20 protein-coding genes are annotated in these 21,170 nt (G+C 72.5%); 3 read left to right on the forward strand and 17 right to left on the reverse strand.

Translation table 11 applies throughout. The annotated features are described in order from the left end of the window. Nucleotides 1–237: 237 nt before the first annotated feature. Both maiA and E2C05_RS14205 read right to left on the reverse strand, forming a co-directional pair. Nucleotides 238–870, reverse strand: a complete 633-nt coding sequence (maiA, locus tag E2C05_RS14200) for a maleylacetoacetate isomerase (protein ID WP_133220302.1) — start codon at nt 868–870, stop codon at nt 238–240. A gap of 127 nt (nt 871–997) precedes the next feature. Next, entirely contained in the window at nt 998–2,173 is a 1,176-nt protein-coding gene (locus E2C05_RS14205; protein ID WP_133220303.1) for an acyl-CoA dehydrogenase family protein, read from the reverse strand. Between the two features lie 125 nt (nt 2,174–2,298). On the opposite strand from E2C05_RS14205, the gene E2C05_RS14210 reads away from it, so the two are divergent. After that, a complete protein-coding gene (locus tag E2C05_RS14210; RefSeq protein WP_133220304.1) occupies nt 2,299–2,988 on the forward strand; it encodes a hypothetical protein in 690 nt (229 codons plus the stop codon). Here E2C05_RS14210 and E2C05_RS14215 read toward each other — a convergent pair. Both E2C05_RS14215 and E2C05_RS14220 read right to left on the reverse strand, forming a co-directional pair. Then, nucleotides 2,951–6,400, reverse strand: coding sequence for an indolepyruvate ferredoxin oxidoreductase family protein (locus E2C05_RS14215; protein WP_133220305.1), 3,450 nt, complete (start codon nt 6,398–6,400; stop codon nt 2,951–2,953). The two genes, E2C05_RS14210 and E2C05_RS14215, sit on opposite strands and share 38 nt — an antisense overlap. Before the next feature lie 192 nt (nt 6,401–6,592). Continuing rightward, nucleotides 6,593–7,924 (reverse strand): LLM class flavin-dependent oxidoreductase, encoded by a 1,332-nt coding sequence (locus tag E2C05_RS14220; RefSeq protein ID WP_133220306.1) that lies wholly within the window; start codon nt 7,922–7,924, stop codon nt 6,593–6,595. A gap of 57 nt (nt 7,925–7,981) precedes the next feature. On the opposite strand from E2C05_RS14220, the gene E2C05_RS14225 reads away from it, so the two are divergent. After that, the gene (locus tag E2C05_RS14225) at nt 7,982–8,449 is read left to right on the forward strand and encodes an Lrp/AsnC family transcriptional regulator (RefSeq protein ID WP_133220307.1); all 468 of its coding nucleotides are present in this window, start codon (nt 7,982–7,984) and stop codon (nt 8,447–8,449) included. A 9-nt stretch (nt 8,450–8,458) separates the two neighbouring features. Here the strand turns inward: E2C05_RS14225 and E2C05_RS14230 are convergent, their stop codons facing one another. The 10 genes from E2C05_RS14230 to ccoN form a co-directional block, all read right to left on the reverse strand. Beyond that, nucleotides 8,459–8,740, reverse strand: coding sequence for a hypothetical protein (locus E2C05_RS14230; RefSeq protein WP_133220308.1), 282 nt, complete (start codon nt 8,738–8,740; stop codon nt 8,459–8,461). A gap of 109 nt (nt 8,741–8,849) precedes the next feature. After that, nucleotides 8,850–9,035, reverse strand: a complete 186-nt coding sequence (locus E2C05_RS14235) for a hypothetical protein (protein WP_133220309.1) — start codon at nt 9,033–9,035, stop codon at nt 8,850–8,852. Continuing rightward, nucleotides 9,032–9,193, reverse strand: a complete 162-nt coding sequence (ccoS, locus tag E2C05_RS14240) for a cbb3-type cytochrome oxidase assembly protein CcoS (protein WP_133220310.1) — start codon at nt 9,191–9,193, stop codon at nt 9,032–9,034. Before ccoS ends, E2C05_RS14235 begins: the two co-directional genes overlap by 4 nt. Next, nucleotides 9,181–11,517 (reverse strand): heavy metal translocating P-type ATPase, encoded by a 2,337-nt coding sequence (locus E2C05_RS14245; protein WP_240046736.1) that lies wholly within the window; start codon nt 11,515–11,517, stop codon nt 9,181–9,183. Before E2C05_RS14245 ends, ccoS begins: the two co-directional genes overlap by 13 nt. Further along, nucleotides 11,514–11,984 carry a FixH family protein gene (locus E2C05_RS14250; protein WP_133220311.1) on the reverse strand — a complete coding sequence of 157 codons (471 nt, stop codon included), beginning with the start codon at nt 11,982–11,984 and terminating at the stop codon, nt 11,514–11,516. Before E2C05_RS14250 ends, E2C05_RS14245 begins: the two co-directional genes overlap by 4 nt. Then, a complete protein-coding gene (gene ccoG, locus E2C05_RS14255; RefSeq protein WP_338045143.1) occupies nt 11,981–13,471 on the reverse strand; it encodes a cytochrome c oxidase accessory protein CcoG in 1,491 nt (496 codons plus the stop codon). The genes E2C05_RS14250 and ccoG overlap by 4 nt, the downstream gene beginning before the upstream one ends. 20 nt (nt 13,472–13,491) lie before the next feature. Next, entirely contained in the window at nt 13,492–14,361 is an 870-nt protein-coding gene (gene ccoP, locus E2C05_RS14260) for a cytochrome-c oxidase, cbb3-type subunit III (RefSeq protein WP_133220313.1), read from the reverse strand. A gap of 2 nt (nt 14,362–14,363) precedes the next feature. Continuing rightward, a complete protein-coding gene (locus E2C05_RS14265; RefSeq protein ID WP_133220314.1) occupies nt 14,364–14,537 on the reverse strand; it encodes a cbb3-type cytochrome oxidase subunit 3 in 174 nt (57 codons plus the stop codon). A 12-nt stretch (nt 14,538–14,549) separates the two neighbouring features. Beyond that, a complete protein-coding gene (ccoO, locus tag E2C05_RS14270) occupies nt 14,550–15,275 on the reverse strand; it encodes a cytochrome-c oxidase, cbb3-type subunit II (RefSeq protein ID WP_133220315.1) in 726 nt (241 codons plus the stop codon). Nucleotides 15,276–15,289: 14 nt separating this feature from the next. Then, nucleotides 15,290–16,780: a cytochrome-c oxidase, cbb3-type subunit I gene (gene ccoN / locus E2C05_RS14275; protein WP_192912460.1), complete on the reverse strand. Its 1,491-nt coding sequence runs from the start codon at nt 16,778–16,780 to the stop codon at nt 15,290–15,292. A 251-nt stretch (nt 16,781–17,031) separates the two neighbouring features. On the opposite strand from ccoN, the gene E2C05_RS14280 reads away from it, so the two are divergent. Further along, nucleotides 17,032–17,826 carry a DUF2189 domain-containing protein gene (locus E2C05_RS14280; protein ID WP_133220316.1) on the forward strand — a complete coding sequence of 265 codons (795 nt, stop codon included), beginning with the start codon at nt 17,032–17,034 and terminating at the stop codon, nt 17,824–17,826. 15 nt (nt 17,827–17,841) lie between these two features. Here E2C05_RS14280 and E2C05_RS14285 read toward each other — a convergent pair whose 3' ends face one another. The 3 genes from E2C05_RS14285 to kynA all read right to left on the reverse strand — a co-directional run bounded on the left by E2C05_RS14285 (nt 17,842) and on the right by kynA (nt 21,159). Further along, the gene (locus E2C05_RS14285; protein ID WP_133220317.1) at nt 17,842–19,152 is read right to left on the reverse strand and encodes a DUF4214 domain-containing protein; all 1,311 of its coding nucleotides are present in this window, start codon (nt 19,150–19,152) and stop codon (nt 17,842–17,844) included. Between the two features lie 345 nt (nt 19,153–19,497). Further along, nucleotides 19,498–20,223, reverse strand: a complete 726-nt coding sequence (locus tag E2C05_RS14290) for an urease accessory protein UreH domain-containing protein (protein WP_158292120.1) — start codon at nt 20,221–20,223, stop codon at nt 19,498–19,500. A 102-nt stretch (nt 20,224–20,325) separates the two neighbouring features. Further along, nucleotides 20,326–21,159 (reverse strand): tryptophan 2,3-dioxygenase, encoded by an 834-nt coding sequence (gene kynA / locus E2C05_RS14295; protein WP_240046737.1) that lies wholly within the window; start codon nt 21,157–21,159, stop codon nt 20,326–20,328. Between the last annotated feature and the right edge of the window lie 11 nt (nt 21,160–21,170).

Genomic DNA, 21,170 nt, shown 5'->3' on the forward strand with positions numbered 1-21,170 from the left:
GGCGGCGGCAGGCGGGCACGGCGCGGCCGCAGGGTCGCCGGCCGCGCCGGGGCCACCGCCCCACGGGCCGGCACGGCGACCACCGCGCCTTCCGGCACCACCAGCACGGATTGCTGCGCCCCGGCCGGCATGGCCGCGAGCAACGGCGCGGCCAGCAGGCCGGCCCGCAGGGTCATTTGGATGGCATATCGTATCGCCATGCCATCCCACTGCCGCCTTATCGCGCGGGTTGCAAGCTCATTCCGCGTCCGGCTGGCGGTCCGGGGCGGCCGCGGCGAATGCCGGCAGGGCCTGACAGGCCGCCTCCGCCGCCAGCAGCCGCGGCATGCCGTCCAGCGCCACGCCGAAGCGCCGGGCATTGTAGAGCTGCGGGACCAGCGCGATGTCGGCCAGCGTCGGCCCGCTGCCGAAGCAGAAGGGGCCCGGCTGGTCGTGCAGCAGCGCCTCGCAGGCCGGCAGCCCTTCGGCGATCGTGTCATGCGCCCAGGCATTCGCCACGTCCTGCGGCTGGCCCAGCCCCTTGATGCGGTTCAGCACGCGCAGGTTCTGCACCGCATGGATCTCAGCGGCGATGGCCTGGGCGAAGGCGCGGATCCGGGCACGCGCCAGCGGGTCGCGCGGCAGCAGCGGCGGGTCCGGCCGGATCTCGTCCAGGTATTCGCAGATGGCCAGCGACTGGGTCAGCACCGCGCCATCCCCCAGCACCAGCGCCGGCACAAGGCCCTGCGGGTTCAGCGCCAGCGCCTCGGCCGAGCGCTGCTCGCCCTGCCGCAGGTGGCGGAACCGGTGGTCCGCCGCCAGCCCCTTCAGGTTGAGCGCGATGCGCACCCGCCAGGCGGCGGTCGAACGCCAGTAGCCCCAGAGGATCATGGCCTCCCTCCCTTTCCGCCCCGGACCAAGGCCACCGGCGCGGATCGATGGCCGCCCGCCCATCGAAGCCTCGCGCGGGCGGCGGAACCGGCGGCGCGCGGCATCCCCGCCGCGCTTGCGCCGCGCGTCAGGCGCGCCGCCCGAGCATGGACCGCGCGACAATCAGCCGCATCACCTCGTTGGTGCCTTCGAGGATGCGGTGGACGCGCAGGTCGCGGACGATCTTCTCGATCCCGTATTCCGCCAGGTAGCCATAGCCGCCGAGCAGCTGCAGCGCGTCGTCCGCCACCTTGCTGCAGGTGTCGGTGACGAAGCGCTTGGCCATGGCGCAGAAGGCGGTGGCGTCCGGGGCCTTGGCGTCCAGCTTGGCGCAGGCGCGCCAGAGGAAGGTGCGCGCCACCTCCAGCTCCGTCTGCATGTCGGCCAGGCGGAACTGGGTGTTCTGGAAGTCGGCCACCGCCTTGCCGAAGGCGCGGCGTTCCTGGACATAGGCGAGGGCCTTGTCGAGCGCCGCCTGCGCGCCGCCCAGGCTGCAGGCGGCGATGTTCAGCCGCCCGCCATCAAGGCCCGCCATGGCGAAGCGGAAGCCCTGCCCCTCCTCCCCCAGCAGGGCCGCGGCCGGCACGCGCGCGCCGTCGAAGATCACCTGCCGCGTCGGCTGGGCATTCCAGCCCATCTTCTTCTCGTTGGCGCCGAAGGACAGGCCCGGCACGTCCTTCGGGATCAGCAGGGCGGAGACGCCGCCCGGCCCCTCCCCGCCCGTGCGAACCATGGTCAGGTAAAGGTCGGAGGCGCCGGCGCCGCTGATGAACTGCTTGGTGCCGTCGAGCACATAGTCATCGCCATCCCGCACCGCGCGCGTGCGCAGCGCGGCGGCGTCGGAGCCGCTGCCCGGCTCGGTCAGCGCATAGCTGGCGACCTTGCGCATCGGCACCAGTTCCGGCAGCCAGTGCGCGCGCTGCGCATCGTCGCCGAAGCGGTCGATCATCCAGGCGACCATGTTGTGGATGGAAAGATAGGCCGAGACGGCGGGGCAGCCCGTCGCCAGCGCCTCGAACACCACGGCGGCGTCGAGGCGGGTGAGGCCGGCGCCGCCCGACTCCTCCCGCACATAGAGCGCGGCCATGCCGAGCGCCGCCGCCTCCCGCATCTCCGCCACCGGGAAATGCCGCGCCTGGTCCCAGTCCAGGGCGTGCGGCGCCAGGCGGTCCCGGGCGAAGGCCAGCGCGGTGTCGCGCAGGGCGCGCGTGTCCTCCGGCAGGTCGAAGAGGGCGGCCGGCGGGCCTTGGGTGTCGAGCGGCATGGGATCCTCCGTCAGGCGATATCGAACGGGGTGGCCGGCGCGTCCAGGGGGCGGTCGCCGGGACGGGCGCCGGGACGGGCGCCCGGGTGGCCGCGCCGCGCCGGCCGGCGCGGTTGACCGGGACCATGCCCACCACCGAGAGTGGCGGGACCATGCCCCTTCGATGCGTCCCGCGGTTCGCCCCGATCCTCACCCTCGCCGGCCTGCTGGCCGGCTGTGCCCAGCCCGACGGCGATAAATTCGGCGCTTCCGATGGCCGCGCCGCCGATGCCTCGGCCGCCGCGGTGCATGCCTTCGCCCGGATCTGCGGCCGGCCGGAGGAGGCGGAGGTGCTGCGCCGCGCCGCCGCCTATGGCTTCGGGTCGCTGCCGCCGGACCGGGTGGCGGCGCTGTCCACGGATGCGATGCGGGCGGAAGGCGTGCGCGTGCTGGTCCGCCCCGGGCCCGGCGCCGCGTCCGTCCTGTTCTGGTCGCCGGCGCGGCAGCATTGCGAATTGGCGGTCGGCGGGGTGGAGCCGGCGGCGGTGGCGGCGGAGTTCGAGGTGCTGGTCACCCGGCTCGGCAGCCAGCCCGGCGCCGCCGTCACCAACATTTCGCTGGACAGCGACCCGGGCGGCCCGATGCGGCTGCGCCGGGCGGTGGTGCTGGCGCCCACCGCCCTGGTGCCGACGCCGCCGCGCACCCTCAGCCTGCGCGTCAACGACACGCCCGGCCAGGGCTTCCCAGTGGCCATGGCGACGCAGGCCATGCTGCCGCAGGGCGCCGCCGCGGCCCCCGTTATTCCGCCGCCAGGGCCGGGGCTGCCGAAGCGCTAGGCGCCGGCGCGGCGAGCGAGGCCTCGATCGCCGCCATCCGCTGCTTCGCCGCGGCGAGGTTGCGCGCCTTGACATGGCCATAGCCCTTGATGCCGGCGGCAGCCTCGGCCCAGTCGCAGATCGCGGCATGGGTGGCGGGCGAGAGCAGGCGCAGCAGCCGCTCAATCCCGGCGCGGTATTCGGCGATGAGCGCGCGCTCCATCCGCCGCTCCTCGGTCCGGCCGAAGGGGTCGAGGGCGGTGCCGCGCAGCACCTTGCCATGCCGCAGCATTCCCATCGCCGTCTGCATCCAGGGGCCGAAGGCGATCTTGCGCGGCACGCCGGTGACGGGGTCGGGCTTCGCCAGGAAGGGCGGCGCCAGGTTCAGCTCCACCCGCTGCGTGCCGGTGAAATGCTTCCCGAGTTCGGCCTGCCATTCGGGCAGGCTGTGCAGCCGCGCCACCTCGTACTCGTCCTTGTACGCCATCAGCCGATAGAGCTGGGTGGCGACGGCGCGCGACAGCCGCTCCTCGCCCGGCACCGCGGCCTGCTCGGCGGCACGGACCCTGGCGACGAAGGCCTCGTAGTCCCGCGCGTAGCGGGAATTCTGGTAGCCCGTGAGGTCGGCGATGCGCCGGGCGATAAGCGCGTCGAGCGTCTCGTCCTCCGGCCGCACCGGCGCCGGCGGGGCCAGCGCCGCCTCGCGGCCGAGGGCGAAGGCGGCCTTGTTGCGCTCCACCTGGGCGCCGTTCAGCTCCAGCGCCCGCCCGATCGCCTCGCTGCTCAGGGGCACCAGCCCCTTCTGGAAGGCGATGCCTAGCAGCCAGACATTGAGGTAGATGAGGTCACCCAGCGCCTCCTCCACCGCCTGCACGCCCGGCACCGTCACCACCTCGCGGCAGGCATCGCGGATGCTGGCCAGCATGCCGGCGCGGTCATACCGGGTGCTGGTATCCTTCACGAATTGCGCGGTGGGCTGCAGGTCGGCGTTCAGCACCGCCACCGTGCGGTCGCCGCCGAGCAGCGGCCGCGCGGTGCGGCCATGCGCCACCACCATGTCGGCCGAGACCATCAGGTCCGCCTGGCCCATGCCGATGCGCGGCGCCTCGATGGTCTCGGGCGCGGCGCCGGGCCGGCCGATGCGCAGCTGGGCGAAGACGCCGCCGCCCTTCTGCGCCAGGCCGAGCATGTCCACCGACCGGCTGGGCCGGCCTTCCAGATGCGCCGCCATGCCGAGGATGGCCGAGAGCGCGGTGACGCCCTGGCCGCCGACGCCGGCGAGCAGGATGTTGTAGGCCGGCTCGCCCTCCCGCACCTCGGCCGGCGCGGGTTCCGGCAGCGCGCCGCCGGCGACCGGCGGCTTCTTCTTGACGGGTTCCGCGCCAACGAGCGTGACGAAGGACGGACAAAAACCCTCGACGCAGCTCAGGTCCTGGTTGCAGGCGGTCTGGTCGATCTGCCGCTTGCGGCCGAATGCGGTCTCGATCGGCTCGACCGCCAGGCAGTTGGAGGTGCGGGAGCAGTCGCCGCAATCCTCGCAGACCCGCGGGTTGATCGCGACGCGCTTCTCCGCCGCCGCCTGGGTGCCGCGCTTGCGCTTGCGGCGCCGCTCCGTCGCGCATTGCTGGTCATAGATCAGCACGGTGACGCCTGGCACCTCGCGCAGCTCCCGCTGCACCAGGTCGAGGTCGCGGCGGTGGCGGTACTCCGTGCCCTTCGGCATGCGGGCATCGCCCTGGTGCCGCGTGGGATCGTCGGAGACGACGACGAGCTTCGCCACGCCTTCCGCCGCCATCTGCGCCGCGATCTCGGGCACGCCGAGTTCGCCTTCCGGCGTCTGCCCGCCGGTCATGGCGACGGCGCTGTTGACCAGGATCTTGTAGGTCATGTTCGTGCCGGCGGCGACGGCCTGCCGCACGGCGAGGCTGCCGCTATGGGCATAGGTGCCGTCGCCGATATTGACGAACATGTGCTTCTCGGAAACGAAGGGCGCCATGCCCAGCCAGGGCATCCCTTCCGCACCCATATGCGTGTAGAGGTCGGTCTGGCGGTCCATGTAGATCGCCAGGGTGTGGCAGCCGATGCCGGCCATGGCATGGCTGCCCTCGGGCACCTTGGTCGAGGTGTTGTGCGGGCAGCCCGGGCAGAAATGCGGCGTCCGGTCATGGATCGGCGGCATCTGCAATTGCGCGATACGGTCCAGGTCGCGCAGGCGCGCCTGGAGCTGCTCGGTCCGCAGTTCCTCCGGCAGGCGGGCGGCCAGCGCGCGCAGCACCGCGCCGGTGTCGAGTTCCGTCAGGTCCGACAGCAGGCGGCGGCCCTGCTCGTCCCGCTTGCCCACCACGCGCGGGCGTTCCTCCAGGTCGTAGAGCGCGTCGCGCAATTGCGGCTCGATGACGGGGCGGCGGTCCTCGACCACCATCACCTCCTCCAGGCCGCGGGCGAAGTCGCGCGCGCCCTGCGCATCCAGCGGCCAGGCGAGCCCGACCTTCCAGAGCCGGAGGCCGGCCATGCGCGCCAGCTCCTCGGTGATGCCGGCATCGCGCAGCGCCTGGCGCAGGGTGGCGTAGCCCTTGCCGCGCGCGGCGATGCCGAAGCGGGCGCGCGGGCTGTCCCAGACCACGCGGTTCAGCCCGTTGGCGCGAGCGAAGGCGATGGCGGCCGGCAGCTTGAAATGCCGGAGGCGTTCCTCCTGCGGGATGGCGTGGTCGCGCAGGCGGATGTGGACGCCATCGGCCGGGAAGGCGAAGTCCGGGAACACGCTGGCATAGGCGGCCGGGTCCACCATGACGGTGCCGGCGCCGTCCATCGTCTCGGCCACGCATTTCATTCCGACCCAGAGGCCGGCGAAGCGCGACATGTCGAGCGCCTTCAGCCCGTAGTCGAGGATCTCCGTGACGCCGGCCGGGTCGAGCACCGGCATCTCGACATCCATGAAGGAGATCTCGCAGCCGGAGGTGATGGTCGACGACTTGCAGGACGGGTCGTCGCCGGCCAGCGCCAGCACGCCGCCCTTCGGCGCGGTGCCGGCGGAGTTCGCATGCCGCAGCGCGTCGCCGCTGCGGTCCACGCCCGGTCCCTTGCCGTACCAGATGCCGAAGACGCCGTCATAGGTCTGGTTGCCATAGAGCGCGACCTGCTGTGTGCCCCAGACCGCCGTCGCCGCCAGATCCTCGTTCAGGCCGGGGCGGAAGACGATGTGGTTCTCCGCCAGCCGCTTCGCCTGCTTCTGCAACTGCTGGTCATAGGTGCCGAGCGGCGAGCCGCGATAGCCGCTGATATAGCCCGCGGTGTTCCAGCCCAGCTGCGCATCCAGCTGGCGGCGGACCAGCGGCAGGCGCACCAGCGCCTGGATGCCGGTCAGCAGCACGGCCTCGCCCGCCTTTTCCCAGCGGTCCTCGAGCGTGGCGTCCGGACGTTGGAGGCTGCCCATCCCGATCTCTCCCGGCCGGATCGGCGGCGCCGCCCGGTCTTTCATCCCCGAATGTCGGGCCGCCCCGCCGGGCCGGCAAGCCCCGGGGCGATCCCAGTCGTCCAGAAGGATGGACCGGGTACGGCCGCATGTCCTGCCGTATTCCGGTGTGCGGCGCCGAAGGGACGGAAGGATCTTCTGCGGCCGGGCGGGTCAGCCGCGCGCTTCTGCCGCCGGATGGGGCGCCGCCAGCAGCGGGCCAGCGCCGAACAGTTTCTGGCGGTAGGTGCCGGGGGCGTAGGCGGTCTTGTAGGCGCCGCGTTCCTGCAAGGCCGGCACCAGCAAATCCACCACGGAATCGATGCATTCCGGCATGACGGTGCGGGAGAGGTTGAAGCCGTCCGCGCCCGTTTCCTCGGCGAAGGCGACCAGTTGGTCGGCGATGGCATCCGGGGTGCCGACCAGGGGCGTCTGCCGGCTGCCCAGGATGAACCGGTCCACCAGGTTCCGCTTGGTCCAGCCGGGGCCGAAGACCCGCGCCATGGCCTCGACATTCGAGGAGATGGCGTTGCTGCCGCTGGCGCTGATCGGCTCATCCATCCCGAAGCGGTCGAAGTCGATGCCGAGGGAGGCGGCGGCATGCGCCAGCGCGCCCTCCACGCTGGCATGGCGGCGGTAGTCCTCCAGCAGGTCGCGCGCCTCCGCCTCGGTCCGGCCGAGGATGAGGGTGGCGCCGACGAAGATGCGCAGCGGCCGCGGCGCCGCCTGGCTGCGCAGGTCGGCGACCAGCCGCGCGACATTCTGCGGGCTGGAGGGGTTGAGGAAGATGCACTCGGCATGGCGGGCGGCGAACTCCCGGCCGCGGTCGGAGGCGCCGGCCTGGTACAGCACCGGCGTCCGCTGCGGGGACGGCTCGCAGAGATGCACCGCCTCGATCCCGCCAGAGCTTATGGTGCGGACCCTGGCCGGATCGGCATAGATCCCCGCCGCGCGGTCGGCGCGCACGGCATCGGCCGCCCAGCTGGATTCCCACAGGGCGTAGGCGGTGGCCATGAACTGCTCGGCCGCGTCGTAGCGCGCGTCATGCGCCTGCTGCGCCGGCATGCCCATGGCGCGGGCGGCGCTGTCCAGGTAGCCGGTGACGATGTTCCAGCCGATGCGGCCATCGGTCAGGTGGTCGAGGGTCGAGAAGCGGCGGGCGAAGAGCGCCGGCGCCTCATAGGTCAGGTTGACGGTGACGCCGAAGCCGAGATGCTGCGTGACGGCGGCCATGGCCGGCACCACCAGCATGGGGTCCAGCAGCGGCACCTGCACCGCGTTGTGGATGGCGGCGTCCGGGCTGTTGCCCAGCACGTCATAGACGCCGACGACATCGGCCAGGAACAGCCCGTCGAACAGCCCGCGCTCCAGCGTGCGGGCCAGCGAGGTCCAGTAACCCAGGCGCTTGTAGTCGGTGGAGCGGTCCCGCGGATGGGTCCACATCCCCTGCTGGATATGGCCGATGCAGGCCATGTCGAAGGCGTTGAGGCGGAGCTGTTTCGGCATGGCCGGACGCTAGCCGCCGCCTTGCCTTCCGGCCAGGGGGCGGCGGAAGCTGGCGGCATGGACGCCCCCAAGCTCGATGCCATCGACAAGCGGATCCTCCGCGCCCTGCACCGCAACGCGCGGCTCACGAATGCCGAGCTGGCGGAGGAGGTCGGCCTCTCCCCCTCCCCCTGCTGGACGCGGGTGAAGCGGCTGGAACAGGCCGGCGTGATCAGGGGCTATGTCGCCATCCTGGACCAGGCCAGCCTCGGCCTGCCCGACACCGTCATCATCGAGGTGATGATGGAACGCCATGACGAGGAAAGCCTGCGCCGCTTCGAACAGGCGGTGACCGAGATGCCGGAGATCATCGAGGCCTGGCTGGTCACCGGCGAATACGACTACGTCATCAAGGCCGCGGTCGGCGGCACCGCCGGCTACGAACGCCTGCTGCGGGAGAAGCTGTACCGCCTGCCCGGCGTGCGGCACACGCGCACCAGCTTCACCCTGCGCAGCCTGAAGCAGAGCTGGACGCCGGCGCCCTGACCGGCCGGCTCAGCCGCGCCGTGTCGGCAGCCGCAGCACCTGCTGGCTGTCGCCACCGCCGGTGATGGTCGCGACCTGGCCGGGCTGCGGCCAGGTGGGGCCATACTGGAAGCTGCGGTCCAGGTCGCCGCCCTGCAGCATCACCGTGCCGCCGCCGACGATGCTGCCCATGGGCGCGCCGCCATATTCGACATGGGCATCGTCGCCGGCGCCGCCGACCAGGCGGGGTTCCGGCGCGGCCTGGGCGGCGCCGGCGAACAGGGCGGAGGCAAGAAGGAGGCTGCGGATCATGGCGTCTGGTCCTCTCGGCATGGCGGCAGGGGAGGCATCGCCTGCTGCCTGCGTTACGGAGGACCGGCGGCGCCGGATGCAGCGCCGCGCGGAATTCCTTCCGCTGCCGTCAGTGCCGCGCCGCCTCCCGCGCGTCGTAGTGCCGCTTGATGCAGGAATAGCCGAACAGCACGCCGAAGCCGAACAGCGCCAGGCCGAAGAATTGCAGGTAGTCATGCGCCATGCCGGCGGCGAAAAGGCCGACCAGGGCGATGAGGGCCGAGAAGGCGAGGAAGAAGGCGGTGCTGCCGGTCATCGGCGTGGCTCCTTGCGGGGGATGTCGTCGAACAGGATGCGGGACGCGGCGCCGTCCAGGTCCTCGTACTGGCCGGACCGGAGGCTCCAGAGGAAGGCGCAGAGGCCGAGGAAGCCCATCAGCAGGGCCATCGGCAGCAGCAGGATCAGGCTGTCCATGCGGGGTCCTTTCCGGCGCGCAGCGAGTTGCCGATCACGATGAGCGAGGAGGTGGCCATCACCACCGCCGCGATCAGCGGCGTGACGATGCCGAGCACCGCCAGCGGCACGGCGACGGCGTTGTAGAGCAGCGAGAACCCGATGTTCTGCCGCGCCAGGCGCTGCGCGCGCCGCGCGGTGCGGATCGCCGCCGGCAGGGCGGCCAGCCCCTCCGCCCGCAGCACCAGGTCGGACGCGGTCTGCGCCAGGTCCGTGCCGTCGCCGGGGCAGGCGGAGACATGCGCCAGCGCCAGGGCCGCCGCATCGTTGATGCCATCGCCCAGCATGAGGGGACGGCGTCCCTCGGCGCGCAGCGCCTGGATGCGCGCCGCCTTGTCCTCCGGCGTCGCCTGCGCCGTCCAGCCTGCGATGCCGGCCTGGCTGGCAACGGCGGCGACCGCCGGCGGCGCATCGCCCGAGAGAAGCTCGGCCGAGAGGCCCAGCGCGCCCAGGTCGCGCACCAGCACCGCCGCCTCCGGCCGCAGCCGGTCGGCGAAGCGGAAAGCCACCGGCGCCGCGCCCGGCGCGGCATACCACAGCGTCAGGCCGGCATCCGGCCCCGTCACGCCGAGGAAGGCGGCGCTGCCCAGCCGCCTTTCGCCGCAGGCCAGGCCGCGGCCCGGCACTTCCCGCACGGCCTCGGCTGCCGGCGCATCCGGGCAAGCCATGGCGAGTGCGCGCGCCAGCGGGTGGCGGCTGGCGCGCGCCATCCCGGCAGCCTCGCGCAACGCCGCCTCGGTCCAGTCGCCGGGCAGCAGGGTCGGCCGCCCCTCGGTCAGCGTGCCGGTCTTGTCCAGCACCGCATGGTCGGCGGAAGCGAGGCGTTCCAGCGCCGTGCCATTCGCCACCAGCACGCCGCGGCGGAACAGCGCGCCCACCGCCACTGCCTGCACCGCCGGCACCGCGATGGCGAAGCCGCAGGGGCAGGTCACGATCAGCGCCGCGACCGCGGGCACCAGCGCGGCCTGCCAGCCGACGCCCATCCCCAGCCACCAGAAGAGGAAGGTCAGCGCCGCCACCGCATGCACCACCGGCACGAAGACGCGCACGACGCGGTCGGCGACATCGACGAAGCGGCCCTTGGCCTGCTCCGCCCGCTCCAGCAGCCGCGCCATGGCGGCCAGCGAGCCATCGGCCGCGGCGGCGGTGACGCGCGCGACGAAGGGCGCGCCCATGTTGACGGCGCCGGCCGGCAGCGCCTCCCCCGCCACGAAGCCGCGCGGCAGGGTCTCGCCATTGGTGGCGCTGGCATCCAGCAGCGCCTCCCCCGCCTCCAGCACCGCGTCCAGCCGCAGGCGTTCGCCGGCCGCGACCAGGATGCGGTCGCCGGCGCGGATATTGGCGGCGGGCGCGGCATGGGCGGTGCCGTCGGCGTCGAGCCGCGTCACCGCGCCCTCCTGCAGCGCCAGCAACTCCGCGACCGCCTGGCGGGCCCGGCGGCGCGCGGCGCGGTCCAACACGCGGCCGGCCAGCAGCAGCGCCAGCAGCGTCGTGGCCGCGTCGAAATAGGTGTAGTCGCCGTTGCGCAGCGTCTCGCTGGCCGACATGGCGGTGGTCGCCAGCACGCCGAGCGTGACGGCCATGTCCATGTTGAGCCGGCCCTGGCGCAGCCCGGCCAGGGCGCCGCGGTAGATCGGCAGGCCGGCGACCAGCACCGTGGGCAGGCCGATCACCGCCGCCGCCCAGTGCATGGCGGCGCGCGTCGCCTCCCCCATGTCCCAGCCGACCCAGACGGCGACGCTCAGCATCATCACGTTCATGGCGCCGAAGGCGGCGATGCCCAGGGCGCGGACGAGTTGCCGCCCCTCGGCATCCTCCGTCGCGCGCAGGCAGGCGGGCGACCAGGGCGCGGTGCGGAAGCCGAGCCGGGCGAGCAGCGCGACGAAAGCATTGGCCCGCGCGGCCTCCCCGCGCCACGACAGCGTCAGCCGGCGCGTGGAGAGGGCGAGGCGCGCGCGGGTCACGTCCGGCTCCGCGGCGAGCGCCTGCTCCACCAGCCAGACGCAGGCGCCGCAGGTCAGGCCGGCGACCATCAGCTCGAGCGTCTTCTCCTCGCCCTCCCCGCGCACATGCAGGGTGAAATCCATGGCGGGGGCGTCGACGGCGGGACGCAGGCTGCCATCGGCGCCCTCCCGCCGCCGGTAGAAGGCGTCGAGGCCGAGACCGGCCACGAGGCCATGCGCCGCGTCGCAGCCCGTGCAGCAGAAGCGCGCGCCGGCGGGCACGGCGGCGCCGCAATGGGCGCAGCCCGTCTCCTGCGCGGCGACGCGCATCACGGTGCTCACGGCGCCACCAGCCGCTGCCGGATGTCGAGGTGGCGGCCATCCGCCGCGGTCAGGCGCAGCCGCGCCTCCCAAAGCCCGGATCGCACCGGCGCCTCCGCCACCCAGGTGCCGGGCGCCAGGGCGGCGGCCGAGACGGCGGCTTCCGTGCCTTCCACCGGCCGGCGCAGCACGCCGTCCAGCCGTCCCGTGACCGGCAGCCCCTCGCGGTCGCGCACCGTCACGCGCAGCGTGCCACCCTCCAGCGCCACCTGCGGGCGCCAGCCCAGCGCGTCCTGCCGCGCCGCTTCCTCCAGCACATGGTTGTAGGCGCGGCCCTTGTCGTAGGACCGGCCGATGGTGACGCCGGTGAAGGTGCTGACGGCGGCATAGACCATGCCGAGATTGACCAGCAGCACCAGCACCATCCCCCCGACGAAGACCCAGGGGATCCACAGGCTGCGGCGGGTGGGGGCGGTGGTCGCGCTCATGGCTTCGGTCCCAGGAAGACGCTGCTCGTGCGGATGGCGGTGCGGCCCTGGCCGTCCACCAGGCGGAAGGCGACGGGCACGCTCTCGGGCAGGCGGGCGCCCGGCGCCGCCGTCACCAGCGCGCGCCATTGCGTGATGCCGTCCGGCCGCGTCGCCAGCACCGGCCGGCCCTGCGCATCGCGTCCGGCATCCTGCACGGACAGCGCAAGCCCGGCGGGCCCGTCCAGCAGCAAGGCGTAGCTCTCGACCCCGCGGGTCTTGTCGCCGAGCTTGAGGGTATAGGCGTTGCGCACGCCGCCATCGGAGAGGCGGACGAAGATCGGCGCGCGGTCGCGCAGCACCGCCAGGGACGTCGTCTCCCGCAGCGCCCAGGCGCCGCCCATCACGGCGACCACCAGCGCCAGCACGCCGGCATAGATCAGGGTGCGCGGGCGGACGAGCTTCTGCGGCCGACGCGCCTGCATGCCGCAGGCCTGGCGCTGCGGGCCGGGCGGCAGCGGCTTCGCCGCCGCTTCGCTGGCGGCGAGGCTCGTCAGCGTCTCGAAGGCGATCAGGCCCCTGGGCCGGCCCAGCCTGCCCATGACATCGTCGCAGGCATCGATGCAGAGGCCGCAGCCGATGCATTCCAGCTGCTGGCCATCGCGGATGTCGATGCCGGTCGGGCAGACATGCACGCAGGCGCGGCAATCCACGCAGTCGCCATGCCCGGCTTCCTTGGCCTTGCCGCGCGGCTCGCCGCGCCAGGCGCGGTAGGTGACGACCAGGGAGTTCTCGTCGAGCATCGCCGCCTGGAAGCGCGGCCAGGGGCACATGTAGGTGCAGACCTGCTCCCGCGCCCAGCCGGCCAGCAGGTAGGTGGTGGCGGTGAACAGGCCGAAGAAGACATAGACCTCCAGGCTGGCCTGGCCGGTGAAGAAGCGCGGCGTCATCGCCAGCGCGTCGTTGAAGTACATGACCCAGGCGCCGCCGGTGGCCATGGCGATGCCGAGCCAGACGGCATGGGTCAGCAGCTTCCTGCGCAGCCATTCGCCGGTCCAGGGCTGCAGGTCCAGCTTCATGCGGGCGTTGCGGTCGCCCTGGATCCAGCGTTCCACCTGCATGAACAGGTCGGTCCAGACCGTCTGCGGGCAGGCGAAGCCGCACCAGACGCGGCCGAACAGGGACGTCGCGGCGAACAGGCCGATGGCGGCCAGCACCAGCAGGCCGGTCAGGTAGTAGACCTCCTGCGGCCAGATCTCGATGAAGAAGAAGAACAGCCGGCCATTGGCGATGTCCACCAGCACCGCCTGGTCCGGCAGGTCCGGGCCGCGATCCCAGCGCAGCAGCGGCACGGTGTAGTAGAGGCCGAGGCAGAGGGCGAGGATCAGCCACTTCGCCGTGCGTACCCGGCCGGTGACCGCCTTCGGATAGACCTTCTGGCGGCTCGCATAGAGGGAGCCGGGGGCGGCCTGCGCCGCCTCCGGCTTCATGCGATCGGGTGACGTCACCTCGCCCATGATGTCCTCGGTTACTCGCCGCCGCCCAAGGCGTGCACATAGACGGTCAGCATGTTGACGGTGGCGGGGTCGAGCCTTCCGCCCCAGCTCGGCATCACGCCGGCACGGGACCAGCCGATGCTGCGCATTAGGCTCGCCTTGTCGCCGCCATAGAGCCAGACCTGGTCGTTCAGGCGGGGGGCGCCCATGTCGCGGTTGCCCTCGCCCTTCTCGCCATGGCAGCTCACGCAGTTCTCGGCGAAGACCTGGCCGCCGCGCTGCGCCGCCGCCGCATCCGTGGCGCGGCCGGTCAGCGACAGGACGTATTCCGCCGTGTCGGCGACCTGCTCCGCCTTCAGCAGCCCGTCCGCCTGGAAGCGCGGCATGGCGACGCCGCGCGCCTCGTCGGACTCGCCGTTGCGCACGCCGTGCCTGATGGTGTGCTGGATGGCATCGAAGCTGCCGCCATACAGCCAGTCATCGTCGGCCAGGCTGGGGAAGCCGCCCGGCGCGCCCTGCCCGCCGGCGCCATGGCAGCCCGCGCAGTTGTTGGCGAAGGCGATGCGGCCGCCGGCGAGGGCGAATGCCCGCATCTCCGGGTCGGCGGCGATCTGCGCCGGCGTTGCCGCCCGCAGCTTCGCCAGCATCGGCTCCCGCGCCGCCTTCTCCGCCTCCAGCGCCGGCCCGATGGCGCCGCGCGCCGTCCAGCCGGACAGGCCGCGGGCACCCGTCACCGGCAGGGAGGGGTAGATCGCCATCCAGACGATGCTGAAGGCGATGGTGGCGTAGAAGACGTAGAGCCACCATTTCGGCAGCGGCGTGTTCAGCTCCTTCAGCCCGTCCCACTCATGGCCGGTGGTATTCGTGCCGGTGATGCTGTCCTTCTCGATCTTGGTGGGCATCCTCAGATGCTCCTCTGGCCAGCCCGGGCTTCATCCCGCAGCGGGATGTCGGCCAGGGCTTGATAGTGCCGGCGCTTCGACGGGCGCATGACGTAGATCAACATCCCGACGAAAAGGACGAAGAACCAGACGACCCAGATGGTGGAGAGGATCGCCTGCAGCCTGATGAGGTCCATGGCAATGCCCCCCTATTGCTGCCGGACCTGCTCGGGCGTCACGTCGCGGAACTGCACGAGCGTGCCGAGCATCTGCAGATAGGCGACCAGCGCATCCATCTCGGTCACCACGCCGGGGTTGCCGTCGAAGGCGGCGGCGCGGGCCTTGCCGTAGCGGGCGGAGACGTCGCCATCGGGCTTCGCCTGCGCCTCCAGGTCGGCGCGGGCATTGGCGATCATCGTGTCGGTATAGGGCACGCCGAGCACCCTCATGGCCCGCAGCTTCGCCTGCACCGCTTCCGTATCCAGCGGCCGGTCGAGGAAGGCGTAGGGCGGCATTATGCTCTCCGGCACCACGCTGCGGGGGCTGCGGAGATGGGCGGCATGCCAGTCGTCGGAATACTTGCCGCCCAGCCGCGCCAGGTCGGGGCCCGAGCGCTTGGAGCCCCACTGGAAGGGATGGTCGTACATGGATTCGGCGGCCAGCGAGTAGTGGCCGTAGCGCTCGGCCTCGTCCCGGAAGGGGCGGACCATCTGGCTGTGGCAGGTGTAGCAGCCCTCCCGCACATAGATGTCGCGGCCGGCGAGCTCGAGCGGCGTGTAGGGGCGGATGCCCTCAACGCGCTCGATCGTCGTCTCGATGGTAAAGAGCGGCACGATCTGCACCAGGCCGCCGATCGAGACGGTGAGCAGCGTGAGCACACCCATCAGGATCAGGTTGCGCTCGATGATGCCGTGGTCGCGGAGGAAGCGGAACATGGATCGGCCCTCCTTCACTCGGCCGCCGCGGGCACGAAGCCGCCTGCGGCGACCGCATGGGTCTCCGCCAGGCTCTCCGAGCGCACGGTCATCCAAAGGTTGTAGACCATGATCAGCGCGCCGCTCAGGTAGAGCAGGCCGCCGAGCACGCGGATCACGTAGTAGGGGTGCATCGCCGCGACGGTCTCGACGAAGCTGTACTGCAGGAAGCCCAGCTCATCGTAGGCGCGCCACATCAGCCCCTGCATGATGCCGCTGACCCACATGGCGGTGATGTAGAAGACGATGCCCAGCGTCGCGAGCCAGAAGTGCCAGGAGACCAGCTTCTCGGAATACAGGCCGGTCTTCCGCCACAGCTTGGGAAACAGGTAGTACATCGCGCCGAAGGTGACGAAGCCCACCCAGCCCATGGCGCCGGAATGCACATGGCCGATGGTCCAGTCGGTGTAGTGCGACAGGGCGTTGACGGCCTTGATGGACATCACCGGGCCTTCGAAGGTGGACATGCCGTAGAAGCCCACCGCCGTGACGCTGAAGCGCAGCGCCGGGTTGGTCCGCAGCTTGTCCCATGCGCCCGAGAGGGTCATCAGCCCGTTGATCATGCCGCCCCAGGACGGCATCCAGAGCATGACCGAGAACACCATGCCCAGCGTCTGCGCCCAGTCCGGCAGCGCGGTGTAGTGCAGGTGGTGCGGCCCGGCCCAGATATACAGGAAGATTAGCGTCCAGAAGTGGACGATGGACAGCCGGTAGGAATAGACCGGCCGCTCCGCCTGCTTCGGGATGAAGTAGTACATCATGCCGAGGAAGCCGGCGGTCAGGAAGAAGCCGACGGCGTTGTGGCCGTACCACCACTGGATCATGGCGTCCTGCACGCCCGACCACACCACGTAGCTCTTGCCGGTGCCGGCGCCCACCGGCAGCGCGGTGTTGTTCACCAGGTGCAGCATGGCGACGGTGATGATGAAGGCCAGGTAGAACCAGTTGGCGACGTAGATATGCGGCTCCTGCCGGCGCAGCAGCGTGCCGCCGAAGGCGATCAGGTAGGCCACCCAGACCACCGTCAGCCACAGGTCCACATACCACTCGGGCTCGGCATATTCCTTGCCCTGGGTGACGCCCAGCACATAGCCCAGCGCGGCGGTGACGATGACGAACTGGTAGCCCCAGAACAGGAACCAGCCCATGTCGTCGCCGCCGAACAGCCGGGCCCGGCAGGTCCGCTGCACGACGTAGAGGCTGGTGCAGAACATGGCGTTGCCGCCGAAGGCGAAGATGACCGCCGAGGTATGGACCGGCCGCAGCCGCCCGAAGGTGGTCCATTCGAGGTCGAGGTTGAGCAGCGGCCAGGCGAGCTGGGAGGCGATGAGCGCCCCCATCAGGAAGCCGACCACTCCCCAGAAGACGGTGGCGATGGCGAAGGCCTTGATCGGCCCGTCCACCATGTCGAAGTCCTGCGCCGGCGCGGGGCCGGAGGCAGGTCCTGCATAGCCCGCGACGGCCATGGAGCATGTCTCCCAACGAAAGGCGCGGTGGGCCGGCGACATGATTCGCCTGGCGTACCGCGCGCCATCGCAGGACAGACGAAAGTCGCGGCCGCGTCCTTGATCCGCATCAAGGACGCGTGCGCGGGAAACCCGCAGGCTGCGGGACAGGACGCCGGTGGCGGCACGGCCACGGGGCCGGTGCGCAACCGCATCGCAACGCAGCCCTGCGGCCAGGCGGATCGCAGGCCGTGCCCCGGGGAGGCCATGTGATGACCACCGATTCCCTGCCGCCCGCAGGGCTCGCGCCCGACCGGCCGGCCAGCCGCGTGCGCGGCGTGGCGACCGACCGGCCCTGGGCCTGGCTCGCCGCGGGCTGGCAGGACATGCTGGCCTGCCGCCCCATCGCGCTGGCCTATGGCGGCGCCGTCTGCCTCGCCGGCTGGGTGCTGTCGCTGCTGCTGTTCGAAGCGGGGACGCTCTGGGCCATCCTGCCGACCACCTCGGGCTTCTTCCTGGTCGGCCCGCTGCTCGCCGCCGGCCTCTACGAAGCCAGCCGGGTGCGGGAGGCGGGCCGTGCGCCGACCCTGGCCGACATCCTCGCGCCCTTCCGCCGCAACGGCTCGCAGATCGCGCTCATCGGCGTCGCGCTGCTGGTCGTCCACCTGTTCTGGGTGCGCATCGCCGGGCTGATCTTCATGCTGTTCTTCGGCATGAACGGCATCCCCAGCCTGGAACGGCTACCGCAGGCCATGCTGCAATCGGGCCAGCTCCTGCCCTTCCTCGTCATCGGCACCGGCTTCGGCTGCGTCCTCGCCGCCGCCAGCTTCGCCATCTCGGCGCTGTCCCTGCCGATGCTGGTGGACCGGGAGATCTCGGCGCTCGAGGCGATCACGGTCTCGATCCAGGCGGTGCTGGAGAATTGGCGGCCGATGCTGCTCTGGGCCGGGCTGATCGTGGTCTTCACCGGCCTCGCCCTGGTGCCCTTCTATCTCGGGCTGGTGCTGGTCTTCCCGCTGGTCGGCCACGCCACCTGGCATGCCTACCGGGACATCGTCGCGCGGTAGGGCGACCGCCCGGCGCTACAGCAGCCAGACCAGGTCCTGCAGCGCCGCCGCCGGCACCGGGTCGGCCAGGGGCGGCGCGGCAGGCGGCGCGGCGGGCGCCAGCAGGCCGCCCTTGCCGCCGCGCCAGCCGCCATCCTCCCCCAGCGGGTCGGCCACCCAGACGCCCGTCGCCGGCTGCCGCGCCAGGGATTCGGACGACAGCGCGATGTCGACCGCCACCTGCCCGATGCTGCTGCCGGAGGCGAGGCGGCCGGCATGCAGCGCCATCTCCTCCGCCGTCGGGGCGCGGCCCAGCGCATTCTGCATCAGCGTCGTGACGGCGACCTCTGCTGAAGCGGTCGCCAGGGAGCCGACTAGGCCGAGGCCCAGCTCGGTCCAGCCGGTCCCCTTCCCGACCGCATCGGTCAGCGCCGCCAGCAGCAGGGGATCCGCCGCCTGGCCGAAGCCGGCCTGGACCAGTGCCGCCGCCCGCACGCCGGGGCTGGCCGGACCGGCATCCTGGAACCCGTCCAGGAACTGGGTGCGGTGCACCGCGGGCAGCGCCGCCTGCGTCCCATCCTGCGCCGTCAGCACCAGGCCGCCATCCGCCAGCGCATCGACCCGCGCGATGCTGCGGCTTTCGCGGATCGCCAGCGCGGTGTCGCCATCCATCATCTGCAGGCCGGCCCGCGTCTCCCCGGGCGGCAGCAGCGTGACCGGCGACCAGGGATCCGCCACCCGCAGGTCGAGCTGGAAGGCGGCGGCTTGCCGTCCGTCCGAGACGGTGACGATCAGCGGCCGCAGCGGCATGTCGTCGAGTCCGAGGCTGATGCCGTCCTTCAGCTTCAGCAGGTCGCCCACCACCTCGAACCGCCATTCATCCTCCGGCAGGACGCTGAACTGGAAGGGCCCGGCGCTGTCCGGGTCGGTGACCCGCAGGGTGCCGATCGGCGCGCCGATCACGCCGGCCAGCAGCGCGCCGCCGGTGGCGAAGGCCAGGGCGGTGGGCGGCGTGTCGTCGCGGTCCAGCACCGCGACGCTGCGCGGCGTGGGGTCGTCCACCACCTCCCCATCCTCGAAGACGAAGCGCAGGGCGAATTCCAGCACCGGCGGGCGGCCGGCGGCGACGAAGGCCTCGTAGTCCACGGTCCCGCCGGGGGAGAGGGTGATGGCCGGCAGCCCGGGCAGGACGGCGGCGGCGAGGAAGAGCGCGTCGCGGCCCAGGATCTCCACCCGGGACAGGCCGGCCAGGTCGCCCGAGAGGTCGAGCGTCGCCGCCCAGTCGGCTGCCCCGCTGTTCTCCGCCATGCTCGCCGGCAGCACGCCGGTGACCTGAAGCGACCGCACCGCCACACCTCATCCGCTGGGACCGTCGCAGGATGCGAGGCATCGGGTGAAGATGTGGCAAATCTGGAGACATCGTCGCGCCACGCGGGGTCCGTCGCGCAATGGAGCCCAATCCTTCCGGTGACGGGACGAGGATCGCGGGCGGGATTCCCGCTCTCGGGCATGGGACGGGGCGAATGGCGCGAGAGGATGCCCGGCCTGCGGTCTGCCGAGGGACCGCCCGGGCATCGGCGAAGGCGGGTCCCGGCCCGGCGGGACAGGCCGGCCGGGCGGGGGCCTGCACCCGGAACGGCGCGGGGGCGCCCGCCGCGACGGGGCGGCGGCTGCCTTCGGCAGCCCGGCCGCTCAGGCCAGCAGCCGCGCCGCCATGGCCAGCAGCACCACGCCGTTCAGCGCGAACAGCGCCCCGCCCGCCAGCCGGAGGGTCGGCCCCTGCCGCCGGCCGAACAGCCGCCCCAGCAGCGCCAGCCCGGTCATCGCCGGCAGGGTGCCGAGGACGAAGGCGAGCATCGCCAGCGCCCCGGCCAGGGCGCTGCCGCTGGCCGCCGCCCCGGCCAGCGCGCCGTAGAGCAGCCCGCAAGGCAGCGCCGAGAGCAGCAGCCCCAGGAGCAGCCCGCGCCAGCCGGTCGGGGCGGCCAGCAGCGGGCCGATCCGCCGCTCGATGGCGGCCGGCAGGCGCGGCGCCGGCAGATGCGGCAGCAGCGCGCCGAAGCGGCGGCCGGCCTGGGCCAGCATCAGCAGCGCCGCCAGGGCCAGCAGCCCCGCCAGCAGCCAGCGCAGGCCGCTCGCCAGGCTGACCAGACCGGCGGCACCGCCCGCCAGGGCGCCCAGCGCGCCATAGCCCAGCATCCGCCCCGCCTGGTACGGGACCAGCGCCGCCCCGGCCAGCCGCCGCAGCGCACCGCCGCCCGCCCCCGCGCCGGTCGCCGCCTGGGCCAGGACGAAGGGGGCGCACATCGTCACGCAATGGGTGGCGCCCCCCGCCAGCCCGGCCAGGGCCATGGCCGCCAGCAGGGCGGGCAGGCCGCCGGGGCCGAGGGCGGCCAGGTCGTGCAGGCAATCGGCGAGCATGCCTGCCCCTACCAGGCCGCGCCGCCCGGCGCCTTGCGCCGGCGCAAATCCGCCGGCCATCCCGCCACGCCCCCCCGGCGGGGCGCCGGTCGCGGGCCGCCGTCAGGCCGGCGGCGGCGCCCGCAACTGCGTCCGCACCGACCACAATTCGGGGAAGAAGCTGCGCTCCAGCGCGCCCTGCAGATAGGCTACGCCGGAGGAGCCGCCGGTGCCGGTCCGGCGGCCGATGATGCGCTCGACCGTCTTCATGTGGCGGAAGCGCCAGGTCTGGAAGGCATCCTCCAGGTCCACCAGCTCCTCCGCCAGCTCATAGAGGTCGAAGCGGGCCTCGGGCTGTTCGTAGACGGCGGCCCAGGCGGCGGCCACGCCCTCGTCCGGCGCATGCGGCCGCGCGACGTCGCGGGCCAGCACCGCCTCGGGCACCGGCAGGCCGCGCCGGGCCAGCAGCCGCAGCGCCTCGTCATACAGGGACGGCGCGCGGAAGGCGGCCTCCAGCGCGCCATGGATGTCCGGCCGGTGGCGATGCGGCTGCAGCAGGAAGGCGTCGCGGGCGCCCAGGCGGATCTCGATCAGCCGGTACTGCCAGGACTGGAAGCCGGAGGATTTGCCGAGGCTGTCGCGGAAGGCCAGGTAGTCGTGCGGCGTCATGGTGGTCAGCACGTCCCAGGCCTCCACCAGCTGGGACTGGATCCGGCCGATGCGGGCCATGGCCTTGAAGGCCGGCCGCAGCGCATCCCGCCGCAGGCAGTCCATGGCCAGGTCCAGCTCATGGACCAGCAGCTTCATCCACAGCTCCTGCACCTGGTGGATGGTGATGAAGAGCATCTCGTCATGCTGGCCGGACAGCGGCGCCTGCGCCGCCAGCAGCTGGTCGAGGCGGAGATAATCCCCGTAGCTCATCTTCCGCGCGAAATCGGTCTCCACGCCTTCGACCATCGCTGCCTCCT

This window comes from Paracraurococcus ruber, assembly GCF_004353985.1.
GTDB classification, from domain to species: domain Bacteria; phylum Pseudomonadota; class Alphaproteobacteria; order Acetobacterales; family Acetobacteraceae; genus Paracraurococcus; species Paracraurococcus ruber.

Bases quoted from the DNA above. Each gene is read 5' to 3' on its own strand.
- E2C05_RS14250 (WP_133220311.1), bottom strand. From the start codon at position 11,984: ATGAGCGCGACCACCGCCCCCACCCGCCGCAGCCTGTGGATCCCCTGG.
- E2C05_RS14215 (WP_133220305.1), bottom strand. From the start codon at position 6,400: ATGGGCAGCCTCCAACGTCCGGACGCCACGCTCGAGGACCGCTGGGAA.
- E2C05_RS14265 (WP_133220314.1), bottom strand. From the start codon at position 14,537: ATGGACCTCATCAGGCTGCAGGCGATCCTCTCCACCATCTGGGTCGTC.
- E2C05_RS14220 (WP_133220306.1), bottom strand. From the start codon at position 7,924: ATGCCGAAACAGCTCCGCCTCAACGCCTTCGACATGGCCTGCATCGGC.
- ccoN (WP_192912460.1), bottom strand. From the start codon at position 16,780: ATGGCCGTCGCGGGCTATGCAGGACCTGCCTCCGGCCCCGCGCCGGCG.
- ccoO (WP_133220315.1), bottom strand. From the start codon at position 15,275: ATGTTCCGCTTCCTCCGCGACCACGGCATCATCGAGCGCAACCTGATC.
- E2C05_RS14210 (WP_133220304.1), top strand. From the start codon at position 2,299: ATGCCCACCACCGAGAGTGGCGGGACCATGCCCCTTCGATGCGTCCCG.
- E2C05_RS14290 (WP_158292120.1), bottom strand. From the start codon at position 20,223: ATGCTCGCCGATTGCCTGCACGACCTGGCCGCCCTCGGCCCCGGCGGC.
- E2C05_RS14225 (WP_133220307.1), top strand. From the start codon at position 7,982: ATGGACGCCCCCAAGCTCGATGCCATCGACAAGCGGATCCTCCGCGCC.
- maiA (WP_133220302.1), bottom strand. From the start codon at position 870: ATGATCCTCTGGGGCTACTGGCGTTCGACCGCCGCCTGGCGGGTGCGC.
- E2C05_RS14235 (WP_133220309.1), bottom strand. From the start codon at position 9,035: ATGACCGGCAGCACCGCCTTCTTCCTCGCCTTCTCGGCCCTCATCGCC.
- ccoP (WP_133220313.1), bottom strand. From the start codon at position 14,361: ATGCCCACCAAGATCGAGAAGGACAGCATCACCGGCACGAATACCACC.
- E2C05_RS14205 (WP_133220303.1), bottom strand. From the start codon at position 2,173: ATGCCGCTCGACACCCAAGGCCCGCCGGCCGCCCTCTTCGACCTGCCG.
- E2C05_RS14280 (WP_133220316.1), top strand. From the start codon at position 17,032: ATGACCACCGATTCCCTGCCGCCCGCAGGGCTCGCGCCCGACCGGCCG.
- kynA (WP_240046737.1), bottom strand. From the start codon at position 21,159: ATGGTCGAAGGCGTGGAGACCGATTTCGCGCGGAAGATGAGCTACGGG.
- ccoS (WP_133220310.1), bottom strand. From the start codon at position 9,193: ATGGACAGCCTGATCCTGCTGCTGCCGATGGCCCTGCTGATGGGCTTC.
- E2C05_RS14230 (WP_133220308.1), bottom strand. From the start codon at position 8,740: ATGATCCGCAGCCTCCTTCTTGCCTCCGCCCTGTTCGCCGGCGCCGCC.